Source organism: Maribellus sp. YY47 (genome assembly GCF_023111095.1).
Taxonomy (GTDB): domain Bacteria; phylum Bacteroidota; class Bacteroidia; order Bacteroidales; family Prolixibacteraceae; genus Draconibacterium.
In genome coordinates this window covers 26113-42915 of record NZ_JALGYW010000005.1, presented here as the reverse complement: position 1 = coordinate 42915, position 16803 = coordinate 26113, and the positions used below count along the sequence as shown (strand labels likewise).

Annotated in this window: 10 protein-coding genes; all 10 read left to right on the top strand. The window is 45.0% G+C overall.

All coding sequences use genetic code 11. The features are described 5' to 3' along the window. Positions 1-6 precede the first annotated feature (6 nt). The 10 genes from MR764_RS05295 (at position 7) to MR764_RS05250 (ending at position 16768) form a co-directional block, all read left to right on the top strand. Positions 7-858 (top strand): LytTR family transcriptional regulator DNA-binding domain-containing protein, encoded by an 852-nt coding sequence (locus tag MR764_RS05295; RefSeq protein ID WP_247978360.1) that lies wholly within the window; start codon positions 7-9, stop codon positions 856-858. Positions 859-1058: 200 nt separating this feature from the next. Continuing rightward, entirely contained in the window at positions 1059-1562 is a 504-nt protein-coding gene (locus tag MR764_RS05290) for a hypothetical protein (protein WP_247978359.1), read from the top strand. A 475-nt stretch (positions 1563-2037) separates the two neighbouring features. After that, complete coding sequence (locus MR764_RS05285) at positions 2038-3606, top strand: glycerol-3-phosphate dehydrogenase/oxidase (protein ID WP_247978358.1); 1569 nt, start codon at positions 2038-2040, stop codon at positions 3604-3606. 85 nt (positions 3607-3691) lie between these two features. Further along, positions 3692-5035: a glycerol-3-phosphate transporter gene (gene glpT, locus MR764_RS05280; protein ID WP_247978357.1), complete on the top strand. Its 1344-nt coding sequence runs from the start codon at positions 3692-3694 to the stop codon at positions 5033-5035. A 147-nt stretch (positions 5036-5182) separates the two neighbouring features. After that, entirely contained in the window at positions 5183-5950 is a 768-nt protein-coding gene (locus MR764_RS05275; RefSeq protein ID WP_247978356.1) for a glycerophosphodiester phosphodiesterase, read from the top strand. A gap of 337 nt (positions 5951-6287) precedes the next feature. Beyond that, on the top strand, positions 6288-8267 hold the full coding sequence (locus tag MR764_RS05270) for a calcineurin-like phosphoesterase family protein (protein ID WP_247978355.1): 1980 nt from the start codon (positions 6288-6290) through the stop codon (positions 8265-8267). Positions 8268-8297: 30 nt separating this feature from the next. Next, positions 8298-11561: a TonB-dependent receptor gene (locus MR764_RS05265; protein ID WP_247978354.1), complete on the top strand. Its 3264-nt coding sequence runs from the start codon at positions 8298-8300 to the stop codon at positions 11559-11561. A 21-nt stretch (positions 11562-11582) separates the two neighbouring features. After that, positions 11583-13382, top strand: coding sequence for a RagB/SusD family nutrient uptake outer membrane protein (locus MR764_RS05260; protein WP_247978353.1), 1800 nt, complete (start codon positions 11583-11585; stop codon positions 13380-13382). A 34-nt stretch (positions 13383-13416) separates the two neighbouring features. After that, positions 13417-14919, top strand: coding sequence for a BACON domain-containing protein (locus MR764_RS05255; RefSeq protein WP_247978352.1), 1503 nt, complete (start codon positions 13417-13419; stop codon positions 14917-14919). A 130-nt stretch (positions 14920-15049) separates the two neighbouring features. Beyond that, on the top strand, positions 15050-16768 hold the full coding sequence (locus MR764_RS05250) for an arylsulfatase (protein WP_247978351.1): 1719 nt from the start codon (positions 15050-15052) through the stop codon (positions 16766-16768). Positions 16769-16803 lie beyond the last annotated feature (35 nt).

Genomic DNA, 16803 nt, shown 5'->3' with positions numbered 1-16803 from the left:
CAGAGCATGCTAGCTTCACTTAACAAGAAATACCCGTTTAACGATAATCTCAAAATCAATGCGAGAACCATCAGTTCGGTCAGTTTGGGTATATTTTTATTTCTGCTCTTTTTTCAGCCGTTCGAGATTCAAAATCCTGACTTCGACAACCGCCTCATCATTTTGGCAACTTTCGGAGCGATAACACTGGTGCTGCTGAGTATATTTCGGCTGGTGATTCCCTCGATTTTTATTCAAACCTTTTCGGAAGAACGCTGGACCATAAAAAAAGAGATTATTATCGACCTCCTTTTTGTGATTTCCAACTCGGTGGCCTTTTCCTTTTTTGCCCGATATGTTGGTGGGGTTCGGATCAATTTCCCGATTGCTATAAACATTGTTATCCTCTCGATATCTGCAGCTGCAGTTTTGGTAACCATTAACCGAATCTACATGCTGAAGAAACAGATTGAAGAATTCAGCCAATATTTGCCTGATGATCTAAAACAAAAGCAAGAATCGTCTAAAGATGAAATGATCGACTTTGAATCGGAAAACAAAACAGAATTTTTTCAAATTCCATCGAGTCAGGTTTTACTCATCAAATCGGCCAACAATTACATCGAGGTATTGTATCAGGACGCTGGCAAAATCAATAAGAAACTTATTCGCAACACCCTGAAAAATACAGAAGAGCAATTAGCCAATTACGAAGACATGATCCGTTGCCATAGGTCGTACATTGTCAATCGAAAGCAAGTTCAGAAACTAACCCGTGGAAACTACGGACTTGAACTTTCACTCTTCAATTATCCACAGCAAATTCACGTATCGCGTCAGTACGCACTAAAAGTAAAAGAAGCGCTTCGGCAACACTAATATTTCACAAAAGTTAATTATACTCGCCGCCCACCAGGTGCATTTTTCGCCATGGGACAAATGACCTTTATCCCAAATAAGCGGCTTTCCTACCATTTTCGGGCATCTGATCACATTTATTTGACTCCTACCCCAAGTTCTTTTTATACTTCTGCTCACACATTTTCTTTGCTTACATGAACGCTGAAATAAAAGACACCATGAAAACATTATTGCTCTATCCGGAAAAAAGCAACAGCACAAAAAGCTGGCTCAACAAGCTGGGGATAAACACCAGAAAAGAACATTCAACGCCACTCGAACTGCTGGAACTGTCGATTGAGTTACCGATAACATGGGAAAAGAAATTAATCGACTTGAACGAAAATAAACTACGCAGAAAAGACATTCTCTGGGCAGACTTCATCATTATAAAGGCACAAAGCAACCAAATCGAATCGGTCAACTCCATCGTTCTGCAATGCAGTGTTTTTGACAAAAGAATCATCGTTCAGGGAGAATTGGACGAATCTCCGGTTTGGAGCACCGAACAGCGTTCGCATTCGAATTTCAGCGAAATCGTAAACAATCTGTTCGACAACAGTTTCCTGGATGGCTATCTGGACACAAGAATTAAAACAAAACAAAATATCGGAAACTCAGAATATTCGTTATTTGATTTTTCGGGAAGCTTCCGAAAACGGCTACAGATTGTTCTTGACTAAATAATAGCTCAACGCTGATATCAAATCCAGAACAATCTTCCTTTCCACTTATAACAGCAATCGCTTTAGATAATTCATCCTTGCCCTTATACTTCTGCTATGGTGAAAATTCGTTGCATAGCAGTTTGTGATATTCTTCGCCCCTGCTTACATTTGATTTTCAAATAAGTACATTATCCAACGACGGGATATCAACACTCATTTATATTCGGGAGAATTACCCCTTTCTTTTCATCCTCCTATGAAATTATTTTAACCGTGTGGTTATGTAACTAAAAATTTTGCGGCAAAGCCATATCCTCTCAAACAGAAACAAACACATCAGCTCTGAAATCACATTTTTCTAAATTATATTTCGTTTTATTTTCTTTTCTTTCTTTTTGTTTTGTTTTTTCCGTTTGCTGATCTATTTTTATTCCAAACTTTTACGAACCAAAACGTAGAAGTATTTTTTAGAGATTAAAACGACATAAAAATGAACCGAGAGGGCTTTATAAGACAATTGAAATCATCAAAAGAAGAATGGGATTTCATTGTTGTGGGAGGAGGAGCTACGGGACTGGGAATTGCAGTGGATGCTGCTACCCGGGGCTACAAAACCGTTTTGCTGGAACAGTCAGATTTTGCAAAAGCGACATCGAGCCGAAGCACGAAGCTGGTACACGGAGGAGTTCGTTACCTGCAAAAAGGCGACGTAGCATTGGTTAGAGAAGCGCTGCGCGAAAGAGGCTATCTTCGAAAAAACGCGCCTCATCTCGTAAAAAACCAACGCTTTATTATCGGAAACTATTTATGGTGGGAGAAACCGTTTTATACGATCGGTCTTACGGTTTATGATTTCCTCGCCGGGAAAATGGGTCTTGGGCATTCCATTCCGATGAGTAAAAAGGAAGTAATAAAACATGTTCCGGAGATTGAGCAGAAGAACCTAAAAGGAGGAGTTGCTTATCAGGATGGCCAGTTCGATGATTCCCGCCTTGCTGTAAATCTGGCACAGACCGCTGCTGAAAATGGCGCAACCGTTGTAAACTATGCAAAGGTTATCGAACTAACAAAAGACAGCGACGGTAAAGTTTCCGGCATTGTTGCGCGCGACGAAATAACTGGCGATAAATTTACCCTGAAAGGGAAATGCATTATTAATGCAACCGGAATCTTCGTTGACGATATGATAAAGATGGATGCTCCGGAAGAAAAGCCGCTGGTCAGGCCCAGTCAGGGAGTCCACCTGGTTGTCGACAAATCCTTTCTGGGTGGAGATGACGCGATCATGATCCCGAAAACCAGCGACGGACGGGTAATGTTTGGCGTGCCGTGGCACAACCGGGTGATTCTGGGAACAACAGACACGCCGGTAAAAGACTTTGTTTTGGAGCCCAAAGCACTTCAGGAAGAAATTGATTTCATTCTCGAAACAGCGGGCCGCTACCTTACCCGAAAACCTACGCGCAACGACGTGCTTTGTGTTTTTGCAGGCTTGCGACCTCTGGCTGCACCACAGAAACATGCAGACGAAACCAAAACCAAAGAAATCTCGCGTAGCCACAAGCTGATTGTTTCCGATTCGGACCTGATCACCATCACAGGAGGCAAGTGGACCACCTATCGCATTATGGCAGAAGAAACCGTTGATCTGGCCATTAAAAGGAAGAAACTTCAGTCAAAGTCTTGTAAAACCAAAGAGCTGAAAATACATGGATACCGCGAAAACCCCGACTACAATCACTGGCTTTATGTATACGGCAGCGACCAGGACGAGATTATTCTTCTTCAGAAAGAAAATCCGGAGTACGCAACCAAGCTAATTGACAAATACGATTTTACTGTTGGCGAAGTGGTATGGGCAGTACGCAAGGAAATGGCACGCACTGTTGATGATGTATTGGCTCGCAGAATAAGAATCCTCTATCTGGATGCGAAAGCATCGATTGAAGTCGCCCCTAAAGTTGCCAGCATTATGGCATACGAACTTCAGAAAGACAAAATATGGGAAAATGAGCAAATCGAAACCTACAATGAAATTGCCAAAAGCTACTTGCCGTAAAACAACTTAATTGTAAAGAAAATGTAACAAAACATAAATACTGGAAATATATTTTTACACACCATAATAAAACTCAAAAAATTAAATGCTTAGCTTAAAAAATATTTTAGCACCTCCTGCACATAAAGAACTATTACCCAAGGAGAAAATTGATCCAACGTATAAAAAATTACGCCTCCAGGTTTTTTTGGGAATTTTCATTGGTTATGCTGGTTATTACCTGGTTCGAAAAAACTTCTCGCTGGTTATGCCCGATCTTATCGACCAGGGATACACCAAAGGCCAGCTGGGCATTGTGGCCTCAGCCGTTTCAATCGCTTACGGGTTGAGCAAATTCTTAATGGGAGGTGTTTCCGACCGAAGCAACGCCCGCGTGTTTCTGAGCTTAGGCTTGTTGCTTTCAGCAGTCACCATTTTCAGCATGGGAACACTACCATTTCTCACTTCTTCCGTAACCATCATGTTCATTGTAATTTTCATTAACGGATGGTTCCAAGGAATGGGATGGCCTGCCTGCGGACGTACAATGGTTCACTGGTTTTCGACAAAAGAACGCGGTACCAAGATGTCGATATGGAACGTCGCACACAACGTTGGCGGCGGACTAATCGGCCCACTCGCCGTGGTGGGAGTCGCAATTTTTGGGAACTGGCACAGTAAATTATATTTCCCGGCTCTGATCGCCATGGGAATCGCATTTATTGCCTACCTTCTAATCAGGGATACACCTCAATCTTGTGGCCTTCCAAATATAGAAGCACATAAAAACGATTATCCGAGTGATTACAACGAAAGCTATGAAAAGGAATTTTCAACAAAAGAAATATTCTTTACCTATGTTTTCAAAAACAAGTTTTTATGGCTGATTGCTTTTGCCAATGCCATGATTTACCTGGTGCGATACGGAGTACTTGACTGGGCACCGACCTACCTCGATGAGGCCAAAGGGTTTTCCATTACTGAATCAGGATGGGCCTATTTCGCCTACGAATACGCCGGAATACCTGGAACCTTATTATGCGGATGGATCTCAGATAAAGTATTTAAAGGAAGAAGGGCGCCAGCCATCGTGATCTACATGCTTTTGGTAATGGTGGCCATCTACGTTTACTGGCAAAATCCTGCCGGGCAAATTGTTATCGATAACATCGCTCTGATTGCCATTGGCTTTCTGATTTACGGACCAGTAATGCTGATTGGCGTACAGGCCCTGGATTTGGTTCCCAAAAAAGCTGCGGGTACTGCAGCCGGATTAACCGGTCTGTTTGGCTACCTGGGCGGAGCGCTGCTTGCAAACATTGCCATTGGTTTTATTGTTGACTCCTGGGGCTGGGATGCTGCATTTATTTTAATGCTGGCAGCCTGCGTAGTCTCCATTATTTTCACTGTATTTACCTGGAACAAGGAAAAACAGAGGCTGGCAGTGTAAACCAAAACCTGTTAACGAAATGGGAAAGATTCTATTTACAGTTTCGTTCCCGAAATAAAATGAAACAGTTAGAACAAAAATTAAATTGGCTGAAAGCAATACCTGATGATCAGTCTTATAAAATTAAATGATTAAAAATTCAAACGAATGAAAACAACATTTCTATTATTTTTCTTCATCGCAGCCAGCCTGTCCGTGTTGGCCCAGGTGGAGTTTGTAGGTCACAGAGGAGCGTCATATCTGGCTCCGGAGAACACGGTTGCAGCAGCGAAACTGGGATGGGAACTTGGTGCTGACGGAGTTGAAATTGACATTTACCTGACTCCCGATAACCGAATTGTGGCCATACACGACAAAAACACGAAAAGAACAACCGGAGCCGATCATATTGTGCCGGAAACAACGTCTAAGGAACTGCGTAAATTAGATGCCGGTAAGTGGAAAGATGAAAAATATACCGGCGAAAAGATTCCTTTTGTTGAAGAAGTTCTCAAAAACATCCCTAAAGGAAGATATTTGGTAATCGAAATTAAAACCGGTCCGGAAATCATGCCGGTCCTGGAAAAAGCCATCAAAAAATCAGGCAAAGCCAAGCAGGTAAAATTCATCGCTTTTAACTGGGAGTCGATTGTTGCCGCGCAAAAGGCATTCCCGAAAAATGACTGCTACTGGCTCACATCGGTGGAGAAAGACCTGGACGCAAAAATTAGCGAATGTGCTGCCGTTGGTCTTAAAGGAGTTGATGTAAACTCGAAACTCGTTACTTCGGAAAATATGGCCAAAGCCAAAGAACTCGGGTTGGATGTTTGGTGCTGGACCGTAGACAGCCCCGAAGAAGCAAAACGAGTTGCCGACCTTGGCGTAAGTTCCATCACCACCAACCGTCCGGGCTGGTTACGCGAACAGTTGAAATAGACCACACAAAAGACCAAGCCAGCTATGAAATATTTTTGGATCAGCTCAGCCTAAAATAACAATTCGTCTTATTGAATTACTTCTGACACCAACCAGATGAAAATTTATAATTGTGCACAACTCCTCACCCCGTTTACGGCCTTTCAACAACACCCCGAATGGGGTGAGGTACGCACAAGCTGGGATCGGAAGTGAATGTCTGGACGGAGAGAATAAGGAAGAAGACCAGAAGTATTTCATCGAAAAGAAAGTGAATTGTTTTACAATGAATTAACCGAAACATTTACAGAAAATTCTTGCCTAACAAGAATAAATACACTTTAAACGAATGAGAAAAATGAAAACGAACCTGAAATACAATAAAATTTTATTGTATTTAGTTTTTGCTGTAATTTCATCGCTGTATGGTTGCGAAGGCGGGGACGACAACGAAGAGCCTGTAGATGATTTTAATATACAGATTAGCCTCCCGTCCACCATCGATATAACCAAGGGCGGTGAATATGTTTTTACGGCGCAAGGTGGAGGCGGACTCAAAACGTCCGATTCATTCATCCTGGAGTCTGGTGGCATATCTTACGTTTGTCCTGTCACCGCTGTCTCCTCCACAGGCTTCACCGTGCAGATTTCGAATGAATGTAAAACCGGCACTTACAATGTTTCCGTTAAACGCGATGAGCGAAAAAAGTCTGTAGGAAAGATATACCTCAATATTGTTGATTTTTTATTTACGCCTGACGAAGGCACTACGGTATACGGCATCGTTAAATCGGAAGAAGGCGGCCTTGAAGGCGTCGTGGTTTCAGACGGTGTGGAAGTAACCACCACAAATGAAGAAGGCATCTACCAACTCAAGTCTGCAAAGAAAAGAAACTACGTTTTTATTTCTGTGCCTGCAAATTACGAAGCGCCCTCTTCGGGAGTGCTTCCACAGTTCTTTCAAACATTAAAAGCCAGCGCCAACACCGTAGAGCGAGTAGACTTTACACTTCAGAAGGTTAACGGACAGGATGCCTACAAAGTATTCATGCTTGGCGACATGCACCTTGCCGCCCGAACCAACGACCTTAGCCAGTTTTCGGCTTTTACCTCCGACCTGAACACCTACATGAACGCCAACGCTTCTGAAAAAATGTATGCAATTGCCCTGGGCGACATGACCTGGGATTTGTACTGGTATTCAAATAACTTTGGCTTACCCGAATACCTGAACACCATAAACAGTCAGGTTAAAAATTTGCAAATATTCCATACCATCGGTAACCACGACTACGATTACCAGGCAACTTCCGATTTTACGGCGGAACTCAAATACATGAACCACATTGCCCCTACCTATTACTCGTTTAATATAGGTGAAGTTCATTATGTTGTTATGGACGATATTGATTGCAGTGAGTACGACGGAACAACCTCCCGCAAATACAAAAAACTGACTTCTGCTGAACAGTTGAGCTGGCTTGAAAAAGACCTCGCTTATGTCGACAAATCAACGCCTTTGGTTGTTGCGATGCACGCACAAGTATATTATCCGACGGAAACTGCCGAATTTAAGATAGACCACGATATAACCAGCACCGAACAACTATTCAACATTCTGAATGGCTATAAAGTGCATTTTGTGACGGGGCATACGCACATGACTTTCAACGTTACGCCGCAAGCTGCCGTTACAGGCGGAAATGATTTCTATGAACATAACGCCGGAGCGGTTTGCGCCTCCTGGTGGTGGTCGGGTAACTTAACGCCGGGTGTTCATATCAGTCCTGACGGTACGCCAGGCGGATATTCGATTTGGGATGTTTCGGGGAAAGATTTGCAATATGTTTATAAAGCCACCGGATGGCCGGAAGATTACCAATTCCGCAGTTACGACCTAAACAATGTCAGCTTTTCGCTGGCAGATGTTCCGCTGATGCCATCCTCTGTTTCTGCTTCGGTTAAGAATAAGTACATGCAGTATGTTGATGCCTACCCGGCAAACAACAATAACGAAGTGCTGATAAACATCTGGAACTGGAATCCGCGCTGGACGCTGACCGTAACTGACGAATCCGGAAAGTGCCTGACTCCTGAAGAAGTCTGGGCATACGACCCGCTGCATATTGCCGCCCTTTCCGTGAAGCGCTTCAACTCGGCTAGTCTTACGTCGACTCCCAGCTTTATTACCGAAAAGTTCACGCACTTCTTCAAGGTGAAAGCCGACGATGCAGATACAGACCTGTCCATCACCGTCAAAGATGAATTTGGGCACATCTGGACAGAGAATATGCAACGTCCCAAAGCCTTCTCTACGGATGCTTATAAAACTAAATAAAAATTATTCTAATTAAATACCTATGAATCAATGAAAGCGTTCAAATCATTCATTTTATTGCTATTATTATTTGCGGTGGAGGGCTTTTCGGCTCTTTCCGCCCAGAATAGAAAGGTATCGGGAAAAGTTTTTGATACCCAGCAAGAAGCCCTTGTAGGAGTAACCATTCAACTTAATGGTACCACTCAAGGTACGGTTACTGCTGCAGATGGATCTTTCAATCTTCTGGTTCCATCAGAGGCTGTTGTTTTAAATATCTCTTATGTGGGCTACCTGACACAGAAAGTTAATGTTGCCCCGGATCAAAATGACATCACGGTTTATATGCAGGAAGACGTCATTTTAATTAATGAAACGGTGGTTGTCGGCTATGGAACACAGAAAAAGGTTAACCTGACCGGCGCCGTTACAACGGTAGAAAGCAAAGGGCTTGAAAACCGTGTGTCGCATTCGCTGACGAATATGTTGCAAGGCTCTGTATCGGGACTTAACATCACTACTTCTTCGGGGGTACCCGGCAGTTCGCCCGACATCAATATCCGTGGCGTAACTTCCATCAACGGCGCTTCGCCCCTGGTGCTGATCGATGGTGCTGTGGGCGACCTGAACCGTGTTAACCCAAACGACGTAGAATCAATTTCGGTCATTAAAGATGCGTCAGCTGCTGCAGTTTACGGTGCGCGTGCGGCTTTTGGGGTTATCCTGGTTACAACAAAATCGGGATCAGCGCAAGACAATAAAGCGACCGTTCGTTACAGCGGCCGCTATGGATGGGAAAGCCCGACAACTTCTACCGATTATGAAACTACCGGATATTGGTCGGTTTATACCATCAACAAGTTTTGGAAGGCTGACTCGGGAACGCTCTACGTCAACTATACCGACCGTGATATGCAGCAGCTATTAGCCCGTGTAAACGACAAGACAGAGAATCCCGATCGTCCCTGGGTAGTTGAAGAAGTAAGAAACGGACGAAACCAGTGGGTTTATTACGGCAACTACGACTGGTGGCACATGCAATACCGGGATGACCATCCTGTGCAACAACACAGTATATCCATCAGTGGAGGAACGAAGGATGTCAAGTATCTTGTATCGGGAGCATATGATCGCCAGGAGGGTATCCTGAAAGTTCATCCTGATATTTTCAATAAATACAATTTGCGTTCGAAGATCGACTTCCGGATTAACAAGTGGATGACGATGACCAATAATACCTCGTTCTATGCTTCGCAATATACTTTTCAGGGAGATGGCAGCGTAGAGAATACGCTTGCTTATGGTGCAAGGCATGCACTTGCAAATTTCCCGATGAAAAACCCTGACGGGTCATGGCTTTACAGTACGCCATACCTGAACTATAAAATAGGTAACGGCCGCCACATTATCCTTGGCGAAGGGTCGCACCGTAACGTAAACAGGGCATCTGATTTGTCTAACACTACCCGTCTTGTCGCCACTCCGATCAAACCGTTAAGCATTACGGCCGACTTTACCTACCGCCAGTATCAGACACGTAATACAAGCCGATCCAACAACATGTTTTACCGCGAATATCCGGATGCGCCTCTTGGCGAGTATGCAACCGGCGCTGGCGCCAACCGCCTCGACGAATCGGTTAATACGCGCAATTACTACTCGACGAACGTATATGCCAATTATACCCAAACCTTTGGCGAGCATAATCTGTCGGGTGTTGTTGGGTTCAATTACGAAACCCTGAAACTGAAAAATCTCTCTGCATACGGCGAATATCTTTCTTCTTCAACGCTGGATGACTTAGACCTCGTGGGTCAAAATTCGGAGGGCCAAACCATCACAGGAGTAGGAGGCGGGCAGAATGAATATGCCTTGGCCGGCGTTTTCGGTCGTGTCAACTACGATTACAAGGGCCGTTATCTCCTTGAGGTCAGCGGTCGTTACGACGGAACATCGCGTTTTGACGCTGACAGTCGGTGGGGATGGTTCCCTTCGGCATCGGCAGGCTGGCGCATTTCGGAAGAACCTTTCTTCGAATCGGCCAGGGGCACAATCGACAACCTGAAGCTGAGGGCCTCTTTCGGAAGCCTGGGTAATCAAAATGTTTCTTCCTATTATGCCTATTTGCGCCTGGTTTCTATCAACGACTTCGCAGGATATTCATTCAACGAAGGCAGCACTATGGGTAAGTATTCGTCGCTGGGTTCCCCTGTGGCCTCCGACCTAACCTGGGAAACGGCAGCGCAATGGGACCTTGGGTTCGACCTCACTATGGCCAATAACCGGCTGAATTTTACGGCCGACGTTTATATTCGCGATACCAAAGACATGTTGACCGACGGTATTGAACTGCCAGCAGTGTACGGAGCTTCCGTTCCGAAAATGAATACCGCCGATTTGCGCACAAAAGGTTACGAATTGTCTGCCTCGTGGAGGGATCAGCTAACCCTGGTAAACAAACCGCTGGAGTACAGCATTGGCGTTAATATCAGCAACTACATGAGTACCATCACTAAATACGATAATGCCGACAAAACTTTTGCCAAGAGCTATTACGAAGGTATGCGCCTGGGAGAAATCTGGGGGTTCGTTACCGACGGACTGTATCAGAGCACCGAAGAAGCGCAGGCATATGCACAGGAGGTTGATTTGAGTTATATCAACAACCGGATTACTGGTGGCTGGCAGGCGGGCGACCTTAAGTTTTTAGATCTTGACGGGGATAAAAAACTGGGTATCGGCAGCAATAGTGTTAACGATCCGGGCGACCGTAAGATTTTGGGCAACTCACTTCCAAGTTTTTCTTACGGAATTAATACAAGCATTCGCTGGTATGGTTTCGATGCATCCGTATTCTTCCAGGGCACCGGAAATCATTACTGGTATCCTACCGGACAGTCAATGCCATTCTGGGGACCTTATTCGTATCCTTATCTCACTTATTTGCAGAAAGATTTCCTGAAAGATGTATGGGCAGAAGATAACCGCGATGCATACTTCACGCGACCAATGGCCTATTCAGCCACTTCCGGTCCTTTGAGCAAGGTCAATGACCGTTATCTCCAGAACCTACGTTATTTGCGTTTAAAAAACCTGACCATCGGTTACACTATTCCGTCTGGTTTGACGAATAAAGTAGGCATTGATGTGCTTCGTTTCTATTTTTCGGGTGAAAATCTTTGCTATTGGTCGCCCCTTAAGAAACATACGAAATACCTTGATCCTGAAGGAGCCATCGACAGAAGCGGCGTTGACAACAACGCTTTCTATCCCTGGCAAAAGACCATTATGTTTGGTGTAGATATTACTTTTTAACACGATTAAGCTATGATTAAGATGAAACGTTTTACTATAGTAGCCATGACATTGCTTATGGGGCTTTCGGCTTGTGATGATCTTCTTGACCTGAAGCCATTGAGCCAGATTTCACAGGCAGATTATTTCCAGACGGAAACAGATCTTCAGCTTTTCAGCAACCCATTCTACAATAACCTGCTGGACAAATCGCCTTATGATATGCAGAGCGACCTTTATGTTTGCCAAAACCTTTCGGACGAAATGCTGGGAGGCACCAAGCGCACCGTTCCTGCTTCGGGTGGCGGATGGTCGTGGACCGACTTGCGCAGGATGAACACATTGATAGCCTATGCCGGTCAATGCAAGGACGAGGATGCTGTTATTAAATATACAGCACTAACCCGGTTCTTCCGTGCCTATTTTTATTTCGAGAAAATAAAACGCTTCGGCGATGTGCCTTGGTACGAAACTGAACTGGGTTCGGCAGATGAAGAACTCTACAATGCCCGCGATTCGCGCGAATTTGTTATGACCAAAATGATTGAGGACATTGACTACGCCATTGCCAATCTCCCCAGCAAGGCAAAGGAAACAAGCAGTCCTTATCGTGTCAACAAATATGCAGCTATGGCATTAAAAGCTCAGTTTTGCCTGTACGAAGGTACTTACCGGAAATATCACTCTGTCAACCTGGAAGGGCACGACTACCAATATTATCTGGAACAAGCGGCAACAGCGGCGCAGAATTTAATGAATGATGGCGCATACAGCCTGTACAGTACCAATCATCCGGAAAGCGACTATCTGACGCTTTTTGCACAAGAAAATGCTGATCCGAACGAGTATATTCTCGCTATCAAATTCGACTACGGACTTAGCATCTATCATAACGCTACTGCCCACACCTTGGTACCAACACAGGGACGACCGGGACTGACCCGCAAAATGGTAAATACTTATCTGAAAAAAGACGGTACGGCATTCACCAATCAGTCGGGCTGGCAGGAGATGTCGTTCATCGAAGAAATGACAGACCGCGATCCCCGTCTGGCCCAAAGTATCCGTACGCCGGGCTATACTCGCATTGGTCAAACAACCGTGCTGGCGCCCGATCTTTCAGTAAGTGTTACCGGCTATCAGCCCATTAAATTTGTACAGGATCCTAAGGCATCGGGCGGCAATGTCGATCGTAACGACCGTTCTACTTGCGACTTGCCGGTTTACCGCTATGCCGAGGTGCTCCTCAATTATGCCGAAGCAAAGGCCGAACTTGGTACCTTGACACAAACTGACCTTGACCAATCTATCAATCTGATCCGTCAGCGTGCAGGAATGCCTAACCTTAACAAGGACGTTGCCAACGCCAATCCCGACAGATACCTTTCTGACGCGGAAACAGGCTACCCGAATGTTACAGGCGCAAACAAAGGCGTCATCCTTGAAATCCGACGTGAACGGGCTATTGAACTAAATCAGGAGGGATTTCGCTTCGACGACCTGGTACGCTGGAAAGCGGGCTATTGCATCGACCAGTCTACTTACGGCATGTATTTCCCCGGCCCCGGAGCTTACGACCTAAGTGGTGACGGAAAGGCTGATGTTACACTTTATGCCAATGGAACACCCAAACCTGACGTTACTTCAGGAGTCGCGTATGAGATCGGAAACGAGATCATCCTTTCAGAAGGCAATAAAGGTTACGTTTACTATCATAAAAACATCGAACGCACTCCTTTCGACGAGGGGCGCGATTATCTCTACCCGATTCCGATTAACGAGCGTTCGCTTAACCACAATCTTACTCAGAACCCGGGTTGGAATGACGGACTCTCTTTTTAACTGAAAAATGGTAATTCATAAAAAATGCAAAACTATGAAACGTATAACTTATATCATCTTCTCTATTCTGCTGGTGTTTGCAGGCCTCTTTCAGGGGTGCTCCGATGAAGAGAGCGCACTGTCAAGGGCTGTTTTGGCAAGCGTTGGCACGCTGAATTTTGAAGCGACCGGAACATCGGAAAAAACCATCACCGTCTATGCTGATGCCGATTGGATTACGGAAGTTCCCGAATGGGTAACAATCACTCCCGTTTCCGGCTCAGGAACCATGGATGTTACAATTAATGTAACGGAAAATATACGCGGTGGCGCTGTTGACAATCCCCGCAAGGCGGCACTTGTGTTCAAGGGCGGCACACTGGCAAGCCGGGCCGAAGTGATAATTTCTCAGGAAGGAGACAAATATCGCGACTGTGAGGAATATACGCTTGCGGAATTGGCAGAATTGGAAAACGAAACGGTCGTTATTGTGCCCCAGGCCATCGTAACGGCAGTCACAACAAAAGGCTTCATTGTTAGCGATGGAACTGTGAATATCTTTATGCAAAGCTCTTCTGCAGTAAGCATTGGCGACAACGTTTCGGTAAAAGGCACAAAGCTCTCCGATAGCCACTCGCTTCCATACGTAGAATGCGACGAAGCAAACGTTAATGCCTCTGGAGGTGCGGTAACCTATCCTGCCGCGACAGATATTACCGATAAGGTGGATACCTATACCTCCACTTCGAGAACTTTTATCACGGTCAGCGGCATATTGAATGGCAATAACGTAACAGTGGAAGGCGCTAATTATTCTGTTGCTGTTACAGATGCACCGGAAAATATGGACCTTGCTCCGTTGAATGGCCATAAGGTAAAAGTTACTGGATATTTTGCAGGTGTGGCCGCTCCTGTTATTAAGCTAAACGCTACTGCCATTGAAGATCTCGGGGTGGTGGAAATCATCTATTTTGCAGAGGATTTTGAGTGGTTGAACCCATGGGCTGAAGTAAGCTCAGCCGGCCGGACAGTTGAGACAGACAACCTCAGCGCAACCGCCCCTCAGATATCGTCTTCGGCTACAGTTGTTGAGGGCATTACTGCCAATGATGCGCTTCTTCAGGAAGGTTATCAATTCCTGCGTGTTACTCCCACGAGTACGAGTGCGGGCGAGTGTATCTATCTTCAGAACAACTACCTGAAGTTCGGTAAAACAGGCTACCAGGCCGGTATCATTCTTCCGGCAATTGAAGACATTCCTTCTGGTGTAACAACCGTGCTGTCGTTCGACTGGTGTCCTATGCGCCAGGGATCGGGAACAATAGATCCCGTCAACCTGATCGTCATCGTTACCAATGGAAGCGATGAAGTAACATTTGAAATACCCGAAGCAGGTTTCGAGAGCGGTCACGTACTTGAGTGGATCAGAGCCGAAGTACAGCTTACCGGTGTTACGATCAGTAATGACACCAAGATTACGATCCATCCGACCCAATGGCAGGTATCTACAGCCAACCGCTGGTTCCTTGATAATATTAAACTTGTAAAGGCTAATTAACAAATTGCCGGATAAACAGAGAGGCTGCCCGATATTCCTGGGGCGGCCTCTCTATTATACAGGAAGAATTAAGTCAGTTTAATATATATTGAGTTTATATCACAGGAGTATCATTTTAACAAAAACACTTGTGAGAAAAAATTACTTTTTAAAAAAACACTGGTTAACCGGACTGCTACTGGGCATATTATTTATTGGCACAACCAATTGCACAATAAAAGAAAAGCAAACACAAAGACCTAATGTAATTGTGATCCTGACCGACGATATGGGATATTCCGATATTGGATGTTTTGGGTCCGAGATAAATACTCCAAATATCGATCATCTGGCTGCTACAGGCCTTCGTTTCACGCAGTTTTACAACACTGCCCGTTGCAGCCCAACACGGGCATCGCTGCTAACAGGTTTATATCCTCACCAGGCAGAAATGGGGCAACTCGCATTTTATAATCATGAAGAAGAAGGCTATCGCGACGACTTGAGTAAAAATGCGGTTACACTGGCCGAACTTTTTAAAGCCAATGGCTACTCCACTTACATGGCGGGGAAATGGCATCTTTGTTACGATGTTGAACCTGACGGCGATAAAAGCAACTGGCCGCTCCAGCGCGGATTTGACAGGCATTTTGGAACCCTTACCGGTTCGGGCAGCTTTTACAATCCAAGCGGCCTGGTTAGTGGCAATCACTACATTTCTCCCGGAAATGATTTTTACTATACCGAAGCAATCAGCGACACCACCGTAAAATTCATCAATGAACATCCGGCCGAAAAGCCATTCTTTGTTTACGTTGCATACACTGCCGCCCACTGGCCGTTACAGGCTCCTGAAGAAGAAATAGCCAAATACAAGGGAGTTTACGACAAAGGCTGGGATGAAACCCGCAAAGAGCGGTTTGCCAAACTGAAAAGACTGGGAATTATCGACGAAAGATGTGTATTGACAGAAAGAGGCGTTGATATTCCGGAATGGAAAGACGAGGAAATGAAAGAATGGCAGACCCGGAGAATGGAAGTTTATGCTGCCATGGTCGATATTATGGACCAGGGAATAGGACGGATTATTACTGCACTGGAAAACCGGGGAATGCTGGAGAATACGATTATTTTCTACCTGCACGATAACGGTGGATGTGCCGAAGCACAAGGTGAAAACAAACCTGCTTTGCCTCTTACCGAAGAACAAAAGATCTTACGCCCGTATGCCGAAGACTCGATTCTTTACGGAAGAAAACCGGAATATGCCCGCGACGGACGATATGTCCGCAGGGGACGCGGAATAATGGCCGGTCCTGCTGATACCTGGGTGGCTTATGGCGAAGAATGGGCAAATGTAAGTAACACTCCTTTCCGTATGTACAAACACTGGGTACACGAAGGGGGTATTTCCACTCCGATGATTGTGCACTGGCCCAATGGCATTAAGGCTACCAACGAGCTTCGCAGTCAACCTTCACACCTGATCGACATTATGGCAACCTGTATTGATGTGGCCCACCTCGATTATCCGAAAGAATACAACGGCCGAGAAATACAACCCTACGAGGGGAAAAGCCTGGTTCCGGCATTTGAGAACAAACCCGTCGATCGTGATTATATCATTTGGGAGCACGAAGGAAACCGAGCCATACGAGTGGGGAACTGGAAATTGGTTTCGAAAGTAAAAAAGCTCAAAAAATTCACTTCTGAAGATGAAAATACCTGGGAACTTTACGATATGGAGAATGACCGTTCTGAAACTGTCAATTTAGCTGAAAAGCACCCGGAGAAGGTAAAAGAATTAGCTGACCTGTGGGAAAAGGAAGCTGTTCGCACCAAAATAAAACCCTGGCCGTGGGATAAGTAAACCTTTGACATATTTTGAGATAAGACCAAAATCCC

Excerpts from the sequence above, each read along its gene's own strand:
- MR764_RS05275 (WP_247978356.1), top strand. The coding sequence starts at position 5,183 with ATGAAAACAACATTTCTATTATTTTTCTTCATCGCAGCCAGCCTGTCC.
- MR764_RS05255 (WP_247978352.1), top strand. The coding sequence starts at position 13,417 with ATGAAACGTATAACTTATATCATCTTCTCTATTCTGCTGGTGTTTGCA.
- MR764_RS05285 (WP_247978358.1), top strand. The coding sequence starts at position 2,038 with ATGAACCGAGAGGGCTTTATAAGACAATTGAAATCATCAAAAGAAGAA.
- MR764_RS05290 (WP_247978359.1), top strand. The coding sequence starts at position 1,059 with ATGAAAACATTATTGCTCTATCCGGAAAAAAGCAACAGCACAAAAAGC.
- MR764_RS05265 (WP_247978354.1), top strand. The coding sequence starts at position 8,298 with ATGAAAGCGTTCAAATCATTCATTTTATTGCTATTATTATTTGCGGTG.
- MR764_RS05260 (WP_247978353.1), top strand. The coding sequence starts at position 11,583 with ATGAAACGTTTTACTATAGTAGCCATGACATTGCTTATGGGGCTTTCG.
- glpT (WP_247978357.1), top strand. The coding sequence starts at position 3,692 with ATGCTTAGCTTAAAAAATATTTTAGCACCTCCTGCACATAAAGAACTA.
- MR764_RS05295 (WP_247978360.1), top strand. The coding sequence starts at position 7 with ATGCTAGCTTCACTTAACAAGAAATACCCGTTTAACGATAATCTCAAA.
- MR764_RS05270 (WP_247978355.1), top strand. The coding sequence starts at position 6,288 with ATGAAAACGAACCTGAAATACAATAAAATTTTATTGTATTTAGTTTTT.